Here is a 10,800-nt window from a genome sequence, read left to right as displayed (position 1 = left end):
AGTCAGCCGGTGTTGCTGAACGGTGGTCAGGCTCCGTCGCCGCCCGCCGACCAGCCGCCCGCCGCGCCCAAGCCGGGATCGTAGGAGACCAGCCATGAACTCTCGCAAACCGATCAACCGGGTCACCTCCAAGCGCCGCCCCACCGGCGAGCAGCAGCCCCGCGCCGCGGCATCGCGTCCCGCGCCGACTCGCAAACCCAAGGTGGCGGGCGCTCGCCCCGCGCCGGCCCGCCCGGAGTCGCAGACCGTCTCTAGCACGCCGGCGAGCCGGCGGATGAAGTTCGCGCGCCGCTCCGGCTCGGCGCGCACCGGCCGCTCGTTCTGGTCCCTCGTCGCCGCCTGCCTGATCGCCGCGCTGTTGCTCGGCGGGTTCGCGGCCGTCGCCGCGTCGCGCCCCGGCGTCGACGACTCGAACAAGGCGTTCGTCGACAACAAGGCCACCGAGGAGGTGCGGGCGGCCGCCGATCACGCGTTGAAGACCGTCTACGCCTACGACGTGAAGAACATCGACGGCTACCGCGACGCCGCGCGGCAGGTGCTCACCGGCAAGATGCTCGCCGATCTGGACAAGTACGCCGACACCACCATCTCCGCCGTGAAACAGGCCCAGACCAGCGCGGATGCCAAGGCCGATCCGATCGCCGTGACATTGCTCACCGACGATCGGGCCGAACTGCTCGTGAACCTGGTCGTGAGCGCGACGAAGAACGGCGCCGCGCAGCAGAGCGTGGCCGGACCTATCGTGTTGCACATGCAGAAGGTGGGCGATCGCTGGCTGGCCAGCGACATCGTCGACCAGTGATTGTGCAGCGGCTCAGGGCATCTCGCTCGCCCTGGTCGGCGGCGCGGAGTCGGCGCCTACTTGACGAGTTTCGCCGGAGCCGTCACGCTATTCACAACAGCGGCAGCTGTCACAGTGGCTCCATTACGCCCCGTCGTCCTCGACGCAGCCAGCGATTCGGACACGGCGCGGCAGCCACGTGAATGTGCGCACGGGTGGTAGGTTGACACCCCCGTGACGGTTGGTGTACGGTTGGACGTTGCGCTGGCTGCCTCCTGTCCATACCTCGATTTGCACACGTAAGTTCCACCCTTCCGGTGTTACTTCCGTTGTTGCCTGTTCGGGTTTCGTTCGGGTAGTGACCAGCGGAATTCGTAGCAGACAAGCGACGGTCGCGGACCACCACGCGACGCGCGTGAGGTGCTGGAAGGACGCATCTTGGCAGTCTCCACCCAGACCAAGGCAGTTGCCGGAATCCCCGGAGCCCCGTTGCGGGTGTCTTTCGCGAAGATCCGTGAACCCTTGGAGGTGCCCGGACTTCTCGATCTACAGACGGACTCTTTTGCATGGTTGATCGGTTCGCCGTCATGGCGTGAAAAGGTCGCCCTTCGCGGCGATGTCGGGCTAGTCGGGGGACTCGAGGAGGTGCTCGAGGAGCTCTCGCCGATCGAGGACTTCTCCGGCTCGATGTCCCTGTCTTTCTCTGATCCTCGGTTCGAAGAGGTCAAGGCCTCGATCGACGAGTGCAAAGACAAGGACATGACCTACGCGGCGCCGCTGTTCGTCACCGCGGAGTTCATCAACAACAACACCGGTGAGATCAAGAGCCAGACGGTCTTCATGGGAGATTTCCCGATGATGACCGACAAGGGCACCTTCATCATCAACGGCACCGAACGCGTCGTCGTCTCCCAGCTCGTCCGCTCGCCGGGCGTCTACTTCGACCACTCCGTCGACAAGACCACCGAGAAGGACCTGCACAGCGTGCGCGTCATTCCGTCGCGTGGCGCGTGGCTCGAGTTCGACATCGACAAGCGCGACACCGTCGGCGTCCGCATCGACCGCAAGCGCCGTCAGCCGGTCACCGTGCTGCTCAAGGCGCTCGGCTGGACGAACGAGGAGATCGTCGAGCGTTTCGGCTTCTCCGAGATCATGATGTCGACGCTGGAGAAGGACAACACCGCCGGTCAGGACGAGGCGCTGCTGGACATCTACCGCAAGCTGCGTCCGGGCGAGCCGCCGACCAAGGAGTCCGCGCAGACCCTGCTGGAGAACCTGTTCTTCAAGGAGAAGCGCTACGACCTGGCGCGCGTCGGTCGCTACAAGATCAACAAGAAGCTGGGCATCCACCTCGGTGAGCAGGTCACCGGATCGGTGCTCACCAAGGAAGACATCGTCACCACGATCGAGTACCTGGTCCGCCTGCACGCGGGCGACCGGGTGATGACCGCGCCCGGCGGCGAAGAGGTGCCGGTCGACGTCGACGACATCGACCACTTCGGCAACCGTCGCCTGCGCACCGTCGGCGAGCTGATCCAGAACCAGATCCGGGTCGGCCTCTCCCGCATGGAGCGCGTGGTGCGCGAGCGGATGACGACCCAGGACGTCGAGGCGATCACGCCGCAGACCCTGATCAACATCCGCCCGGTGGTCGCCGCGATCAAGGAGTTCTTCGGAACTTCGCAGCTGTCGCAGTTCATGGACCAGAACAACCCGCTCTCGGGCCTGACCCACAAGCGCCGCCTCTCGGCGCTGGGCCCCGGCGGTCTGTCCCGTGAGCGCGCCGGCCTGGAAGTGCGCGACGTGCACACCTCGCACTACGGCCGCATGTGCCCGATCGAGACCCCGGAAGGCCCGAACATCGGCCTGATCGGTTCGCTGTCGGTGTACGCGCGGGTCAACCCCTTCGGCTTCATCGAGACGCCGTACCGGAAGGTGGTCGACGGCCGGGTGACCGACGAGGTCAAGTACCTCACCGCCGACGAGGAGGACCGGCACGTTCGCGCGCAGGCCAACTCGCCGGTCGACGCCGAGGGCCGGTTCATCGAGGACCGCGTGCTCTGCCGCCGCGGCAACGAGGAGAACGAGCTCGTCGCCGCCGAAGAGGTCGACTACATGGACGTCTCGCCGCGCCAGATGGTGTCGGTCGCGACGGCCATGATCCCGTTCCTCGAGCACGACGACGCCAACCGCGCCCTGATGGGTGCGAACATGCAGCGCCAGGCCGTGCCGCTGATCCGTTCCGAGGCTCCCGTCGTGGGCACCGGCATGGAGCTGCGCGCCGCCGTCGACGCCGGTGACGTCGTGGTGAACGAGAAGGCCGGCGTGGTCGAGGAGGTCTCCGCCGACTACGTCACCGTGATGGCCGACGACGGGACTCGCAAGAGTTACCGGATGCGCAAGTTCGCCCGCTCGAACCAGGGCACCTGCGCGAACCAGCGGCCGATCGTGGACGAGAGCCAGCGGGTCGAGGTGGGCCAGGTGCTCGCCGACGGTCCGTGCACCCAGAACGGTGAGATGGCGCTGGGCAAGAATTTGCTCGTCGCGATCATGCCGTGGGAGGGCCACAACTACGAGGACGCGATCATCCTGTCGCAGCGCCTCGTGGAGGAGGACGTCCTCACCTCGATCCACATCGAGGAGCACGAGATCGACGCCCGCGACACCAAGCTCGGTGCCGAGGAGATCACCCGGGACATCCCGAACGTCTCCGACGAGGTCCTCGCCGACCTCGACGAGCGCGGCATCGTGCGCATCGGCGCGGAGGTTCGCGACGGCGACATCCTGGTCGGCAAGGTCACCCCGAAGGGCGAGACCGAGCTGACCCCGGAGGAGCGGCTGCTGCGGGCCATCTTCGGTGAGAAGGCGCGCGAGGTGCGCGACACCTCGCTCAAGGTGCCGCACGGCGAGTCCGGCAAGGTCATCGGCATCCGCGTGTTCTCGCGCGAGGACGACGACGATCTGCCCCCCGGCGTGAACGAGCTGGTGCGCGTGTATGTGGCGCAGAAGCGCAAGATCCAGGACGGCGACAAGCTCGCCGGCCGCCACGGCAACAAGGGTGTCATCGGCAAGATCCTGCCGACCGAGGACATGCCGTTCATGCCGGACGGCACCCCGGTCGACATCATCCTCAACACCCACGGCGTGCCGCGTCGTATGAACATCGGCCAGATCTTGGAGACCCACCTCGGGTGGATCGGCAAGGCGGGCTGGGACGTCGGCGTCGGCGCGGACGGGGATCGCCCCGACTGGGCCAAGGCGCTGCCGGAGGAGATGCTGGCGGCCCCGTCGAACTCGAACATCGCCACCCCGGTGTTCGACGGCGCCCGCGAGGAGGAGCTGACCGGTCTGCTCGCCTCGACCCTGCCGAACCGCGACGGTGAGCGCATGGTCGACGACAACGGCAAGGCGACGCTGTTCGACGGTCGCTCCGGCGAGCCGTTCCCCTACCCGGTCGCGGTCGGCTACATGTACATCCTGAAGCTGCACCACCTGGTCGACGACAAGATCCACGCCCGCTCGACCGGCCCGTACTCGATGATCACCCAGCAGCCGCTCGGTGGTAAGGCGCAGTTCGGTGGTCAGCGTTTCGGCGAGATGGAGTGCTGGGCCATGCAGGCCTACGGCGCGGCCTACACGCTGCAGGAACTGCTGACGATCAAGTCCGACGACGTGGTCGGCCGCGTCAAGGTCTACGAGGCGATCGTCAAGGGCGAGAACATTCCGGAGCCGGGCATTCCGGAGTCGTTCAAGGTGCTCCTCAAGGAACTCCAGTCGCTGTGCCTCAACGTCGAGGTGCTGTCCTCCGACGGCGCCGCGATCGAGATGCGCGACGGCGACGACGAGGATCTGGAGCGCGCTGCCGCGAACCTGGGCATCAACCTGTCCAGGAACGAAGCAGCCACCGTCGACGATCTGGCGAACTAGGCGGTCGGCCGGGTGTCGTTGCGCCGCACAGCGATTGCTTGCGGATCACGCGCGACATCCGGCCCCGCGTTCCACCAACTAGTGAACTTTTTGCTCGAATTCGACCCGAACAGGGGAAAGGAAGTTACGTGCTAGACGTCAACTTCTTCGATGAACTCCGGATCGGCCTTGCCACCGCGGACGACATCCGCCAGTGGTCCTTCGGCGAGGTGAAGAAGCCGGAGACCATCAACTACCGCACGCTCAAGCCGGAGAAGGACGGCCTGTTCTGCGAGAAGATCTTCGGCCCCACCCGGGACTGGGAGTGCTACTGCGGTAAGTACAAGCGCGTCCGCTTCAAGGGCATCATCTGTGAGCGCTGTGGCGTCGAGGTGACTCGCGCCAAGGTGCGTCGTGAGCGGATGGGCCACATCGAGCTGGCCGCCCCGGTCACCCACATCTGGTACTTCAAGGGCGTGCCGTCGCGCCTCGGGTACCTGCTCGACCTGGCGCCGAAGGATCTGGAAAAGATCATCTACTTCGCCGCCTACGTCATCGTCGCCGTCGACGAGGAGCTGCGCCACAACGAGCTCAGCACCCTCGAGGCCGAGATGGAGGTCGAGAAGAAGGCGGTCGCCGACCAGCGCGACGCCGACCTCGAGGCCAGGGCGCAGAAGCTCGAGGCCGACCTGGCCGAGCTCGAGGCGGAGGGCGCCAAGTCCGACGTCCGCCGCAAGGTCAAGGACGGCGGCGAGCGCGAGATGCGTCAGCTGCGCGATCGGGCCCAGCGCGAGCTGGACCGGCTCGACGAGATCTGGACCACCTTCACCAAGCTCGCGCCGAAGCAGCTCATCGTCGACGAGGTGCTCTACCGCGAGCTGATCGACCGCTACGGCGAGTACTTCACCGGCGCCATGGGTGCGGAGTCCATCCAGAAGCTGATGGAGAACTTCGACATCGACGCCGAGGCCGAGAGCCTGCGGGAGACCATCCGCAGCGGCAAGGGCCAGAAGAAGCTGCGCGCGCTCAAGCGGCTCAAGGTCGTCGCGGCCTTCCAGACCAACGGCAACTCGCCGATGGGCATGGTGCTCGACGCCGTTCCGGTGATCCCGCCGGAGCTGCGTCCGATGGTTCAGCTCGACGGTGGCCGCTTCGCCACCTCCGACCTGAACGACCTGTACCGCCGCGTGATCAACCGCAACAACCGCCTCAAGCGACTGATCGACCTCGGCGCGCCCGAGATCATCGTCAACAACGAGAAGCGGATGCTGCAGGAGTCCGTGGACGCGCTGTTCGACAACGGCCGTCGCGGCCGCCCGGTCACCGGACCGGGTAACCGCCCGCTGAAGTCGCTGAGCGATCTGCTCAAGGGCAAGCAGGGTCGTTTCCGGCAGAACCTGCTCGGCAAGCGCGTCGACTACTCGGGCCGTTCGGTCATCGTGGTCGGCCCGCAGCTCAAGCTGCACCAGTGTGGTCTGCCCAAGCTGATGGCGCTGGAGCTGTTCAAGCCGTTCGTGATGAAGCGACTGGTCGACCTGAACCACGCGCAGAACATCAAGTCCGCCAAGCGGATGGTCGAGCGTCAGCGTCCCCAGGTGTGGGATGTCCTCGAAGAGGTCATCGCCGAGCACCCGGTGCTGCTGAACCGCGCGCCCACCCTGCACCGCCTCGGCATCCAGGCGTTCGAGCCGCAGCTCGTCGAGGGCAAGGCGATCCAGCTGCACCCGCTCGTCTGTGAGGCGTTCAACGCCGACTTCGACGGTGACCAGATGGCCGTGCACCTCCCGCTGTCCGCGGAGGCGCAGGCCGAGGCGCGCATCCTGATGCTGTCCTCGAACAACATCCTGTCGCCGGCGTCGGGACGGCCTTTGGCTATGCCTCGTCTCGACATGGTGACCGGCCTGTACTACCTGACCCGCCTCGAAGAGGGCGCGAAGGGCGAGTACAAGCCGGCGGACAAGGACCAGGCCGAGTTCGGCGTCTACTCCTCGCCCGCCGAGGCGCAGATGGCGGTGGACCGCGGTGAGCTCACCGTGCGTTCGCGGATCAAGGTCCGGCTCACCCACCAGCGGCCGCCGAAGGACATCGAGGCGCAGCTGTTCCCCGAGGGCTGGAACCGCGGCGACGCGTGGATCGCCGAGACCACCCTCGGTCGCGTGCTGTTCAACGAGCTGCTCCCGGCGGACTACGCGTTCATCAACGAGCAGATGCCGAAGAAGCGTCAGGCGACGATCATCAACGATCTCGCCGAGCGTTACCCGATGATCGTGGTCGCGCAGACCGTCGACAAGCTGAAGGACGCGGGCTTCTACTGGGCCACCCGTTCCGGCGTGACGGTCTCCATGTCCGACGTGCTGGTGCCGCCGGAGAAGACCGAGATCATGGAGCGCTACGAGACGCTCGCCGATCAGATCGAGAAGAAGTACCAGCGTGGTGCGCTCGATCACCAGGAGCGCAACAACGCCCTGGTCAAGATCTGGCAGGAGGCCACCGAAGAGGTCGGTACGGCGCTGCGCGCGCACTACCCGCCGGACAACCCGATCATCACGATCGTCGAGTCGGGCGCCACGGGTAACTTCACCCAGACCCGTACCCTCGCCGGTATGAAGGGCCTGGTGACGAACCCGAAGGGTGAGTTCATCCCGCGCCCGATCAAGTCCTCGTTCCGTGAGGGCCTGACCGTGCTCGAGTACTTCATCAACACCCACGGTGCTCGTAAGGGTCTGGCCGACACCGCGCTTCGCACCGCCGACTCGGGTTACCTGACCCGTCGTCTGGTGGACGTCTCGCAGGACGTGATCGTGCGCGAGCACGACTGCGCCACCGAGCGCGGCATCATCGTGCACATCGCCGACAAGCAGGCGGACGGCACGCTGATCCGCGACGCGCACGTGGAGACCTCCGCGTACGCTCGCACGCTCGCCTCGGACGCGGTGGACGCCGACGGCAACCTCGTGATCGCCAAGGGCGCCGACCTCGGCGACCCGGCCATCGAGGCGCTGCTCGAGGCCGGCATCACCGAGGTCAGGGTCCGCTCCGTGCTGACCTGCACCACCGGTACCGGCGTCTGCGCCACCTGCTACGGCCGCTCGATGGCCACCGGCAAGCTGGTCGACATCGGTGAGGCCGTGGGTATCGTCGCCGCGCAGTCCATCGGTGAGCCCGGTACCCAGCTGACCATGCGCACCTTCCACCAGGGTGGTGTCGCGGGCGATGACATCACCGGCGGTCTGCCGCGGGTGCAGGAGCTGTTCGAGGCCCGCGTGCCGAAGGGCAAGGCTCCGATCGCCGAGGTCAGTGGCCGTGTGCGGATGGAGGACGACGACCGCTTCTACAAGATCACCATCATCCCCGATGACGGTGGCGAAGAGGTCGTCTACGACAAGCTCTCGAAGCGTCAGCGTCTGCGTGTCTTCAAGCACGACGATGGCACCGAGCGCCTGCTCGCCGACGGCGATCACGTCGAGGTCGGCCAGCAGCTGCTGGAGGGCGCGGCGGATCCGCACGAGGTGCTGCGCATCATGGGTCCCCGTCAGGTGCAGATCCACCTGGTCCACGAGGTCCAGGAGGTGTACCGCTCGCAGGGTGTGTCGATCCACGACAAGCACATCGAGGTCATCGTGCGCCAGATGCTGCGTCGCGTGACGATCATCGACTCGGGCGCCACGGAGTTCCTGCCCGGCTCGCTCACCGAGCGGTCCGAGTTCGAGGCCTCCAACCGTCGCGTCGTGGCCGAGGGCAACGAGCCCGCGGCCGGCCGCCCGGTGCTGATGGGTATCACGAAGGCGTCGCTCGCGACGGATTCGTGGCTGTCGGCGGCGTCCTTCCAGGAGACCACTCGAGTCCTGACGGACGCGGCGATCAACTGCCGCTCCGACAAGCTCATCGGCCTCAAGGAGAACGTGATCATCGGCAAGCTGATCCCGGCCGGTACCGGTATCAACCGCTACCGCAACATCCAGGTGCAGCCGACCGAAGAGGCCCGTGCCGCCGCGTACGCGGTGCCGTCCTACGACGACACCTACTACAGCCCGGACAGCTTCGGTCAGACGACCGGCGCTGCGGTTCCGCTCGACGACTACGGTTTCAGCGACTACCGCTAAATCGTTATCGCGCAAGATATTCGGCCCCCGCTCCATTCGGAGCGGGGGCCGTTTGCGTCGGCGGGCCGGATCCGTCACCGTGTCACCGCGCTGGTGGCCCGGGGTGATCGCGGGGTGGTGCGGGGTGTCCAAAGAGTGATGGGAAATTTATTTCCGGGGGTTTATTTTCTGTAAGAATATTTTCGATCGAAGGTGTCGGCGGTGCGGGGCACTGCTGAGAGCGCCGAATTCCGTTACGTCCGTTGCGAAAGCGAGTCGGTTGATGTCCGAGTACCACCAGATCTTCGATCTCGGTGACTTCACCACGCAGCATGGCGCCACCCTGCGCGGGGCCTTCCTGGCGTACGCCACCTACGGGGAGCTCAACGCCGACCGGAGCAACGCGATCGTCTATCCGACGTGGTACTCGGGGCGACATTGGGACAACGAGTGGCTGATCGGGCCCGGCATGGCGCTCGATCCCGCGGAGTATTTCATCATCGTGCCGAACATGCTCGGCAACGGACTGTCCAGCTCGCCGAGCAACACCCTGCAGCCCTACGATCGCGCGCGCTTCCCCGACATCACCGTCTACGACCAGGTAGCCGCCCAATATCGTTTGGTTACAGAGAAATTCGGCATCGAGCGGCTCGCCCTGGTCACCGGCTGGTCCATGGGCGCGGGGCAGACCTACCAGTGGGCGGTGAGTCATCCGGAGATGGTCGAGCGCATCGCCCCGTTCTGCGGCTCGGCTCGAACGAGCCTGCACAACAAGGTCTTTCTGGAGGGTGTCAAGGCGGCTCTCACCGCCGACTCGGCCTTCGCGGGCGGTTGGTACGGCGAGAACTGGCCGACCATCGGATTGCGCGCCATGGCAAGGGTTTACGCGGGCTGGGGCTTCTCACAGGCCTTCTACTGGGAGCAGGAGTACGAGACGCTCGGCTACACCTCACTCGAGGATTTCCTCATCGGGTTCTGGGAGGGCTTCTTCCTCGACGGCCGAGACCCGAACAATCTGCTCTCCATGCTCTGGACCTGGCAGAACGGCGACGTCGGCCGCACGCCCGGCTTCGACGGCGACACCGAGGCCGCGCTGGCCTCGATCAAGGCGACCGCCCTGGTCCTGCCCGCCGAGAAGGACCTGTACTTCCCGCCGGAGGACGAGGCCTGGGCCGTCTCTCACATCCCCAACGCGGAACTCCGTGTCATCCCCGGCATCTGGGGACACTTCGCCGGCCACGGCTCGAATCCCGAGGACACCCAGTTCATCGACTCGGCCCTGAGCGACCTACTAGGCAAACCCGGCGGCCTGGCCTGATCACGGCCCGTGAACTATTCACTCGCGGTGGCGCTCGGCGCCCTGTTGCTCCTCGGCGTTGTGTCGCTCGCGGTCTGGGACGACGTGCGTGATCGGGACGACGACCGCAGCGGACGGGTCGATGAGAAGCGCATCGACATGAAGTGATACCGCAGTGGTTCGATGCCGCAGTCCGCTCGCAGTTCATTCGGTCGTCACCACGGGGTCGACGGTGGCGGTCACAATGGGTGGATGCGTCGAACGTATGCGGTGAGCGTCGCGGCGACCCTGCTGGCCGGCCTGCTGAACATGGGCGCGGCCGCGGCGGACGGGCCGCCCGCGCCATTCGATCTTCAGGCGCATCGCGGCGGCGCGGCGCTCGTGGTGGAGAACACGCTGGCGGCCTTCTCGAACGCCTTGGAGCTGGGGGTGCGCACGCTGGAGCTCGACGTGCAGATCACCGAGGACGGATTCCCGGTGGTCACGCACGACCGTGATCCGAGTCCGGACAAGTGCGTCGACACCGCCCCCGCCTTCTTCGGAGACCCTGAGTTCCCGTATGTGCCCGGCGCCAAGTTCATTCGAGATCTGACGCTGGCCCAGGTGCGCACCATCGATTGTGGCTCCAAGCAATTGGCCGCCTTCCCCGAGCAGCGGACCGTGCCAGGCGCCCGAATGCCTTTGCTCTCAGAGGTTTTCGACCTGGTGCACGCCTATCGCGCCGACGAGGTGAT

Annotated in this window: 6 protein-coding genes; all 6 read left to right on the top strand. The window is 66.2% G+C overall.

Annotated features, from left to right (window positions below):
- Positions 1 to 94: 94 nt before the first annotated feature.
- Entirely contained in the window at positions 95 to 802 is a 708-nt protein-coding gene (locus ON39_RS29820; protein WP_040739334.1) for a hypothetical protein, read from the top strand.
- A 399-nt stretch (positions 803 to 1,201) separates the two neighbouring features.
- Complete coding sequence (rpoB, locus tag ON39_RS29815) at positions 1,202 to 4,708, top strand: DNA-directed RNA polymerase subunit beta (RefSeq protein ID WP_040739332.1); 3,507 nt, start codon at positions 1,202 to 1,204, stop codon at positions 4,706 to 4,708.
- Between the two features lie 128 nt (positions 4,709 to 4,836).
- The gene (locus tag ON39_RS29810; RefSeq protein ID WP_040739331.1) at positions 4,837 to 8,790 is read left to right on the top strand and encodes a DNA-directed RNA polymerase subunit beta'; all 3,954 of its coding nucleotides are present in this window, start codon (positions 4,837 to 4,839) and stop codon (positions 8,788 to 8,790) included.
- Positions 8,791 to 9,052: 262 nt separating this feature from the next.
- Positions 9,053 to 10,087 carry an alpha/beta fold hydrolase gene (locus ON39_RS29805; RefSeq protein ID WP_040739330.1) on the top strand — a complete coding sequence of 345 codons (1,035 nt, stop codon included), beginning with the start codon at positions 9,053 to 9,055 and terminating at the stop codon, positions 10,085 to 10,087.
- Between the two features lie 9 nt (positions 10,088 to 10,096).
- Complete coding sequence (locus tag ON39_RS49095; protein WP_157195532.1) at positions 10,097 to 10,234, top strand: hypothetical protein; 138 nt, start codon at positions 10,097 to 10,099, stop codon at positions 10,232 to 10,234.
- Between the two features lie 84 nt (positions 10,235 to 10,318).
- A partial coding sequence (locus ON39_RS29800; RefSeq protein WP_040739336.1) for a glycerophosphodiester phosphodiesterase family protein occupies positions 10,319 to 10,800 on the top strand: 482 nt, incomplete at its 3' end.

Source organism: Nocardia tenerifensis NBRC 101015 (genome assembly GCF_000308715.1).
In the GTDB taxonomy this organism is placed as follows: Bacteria; Actinomycetota; Actinomycetes; order Mycobacteriales; family Mycobacteriaceae; genus Nocardia; species Nocardia tenerifensis.
The sequence above is the reverse complement of the archived record's forward strand: the minus strand, read 5'-3'. Positions and strand labels throughout refer to the sequence as shown.

What these genes read in the sequence shown, in the direction of transcription:
- ON39_RS29820 (WP_040739334.1), top strand. Translation starts at nt 95, where the DNA reads ATGAACTCTCGCAAACCGATCAACCGGGTCACCTCCAAGCGCCGCCCC.
- ON39_RS29805 (WP_040739330.1), top strand. Translation starts at nt 9,053, where the DNA reads ATGTCCGAGTACCACCAGATCTTCGATCTCGGTGACTTCACCACGCAG.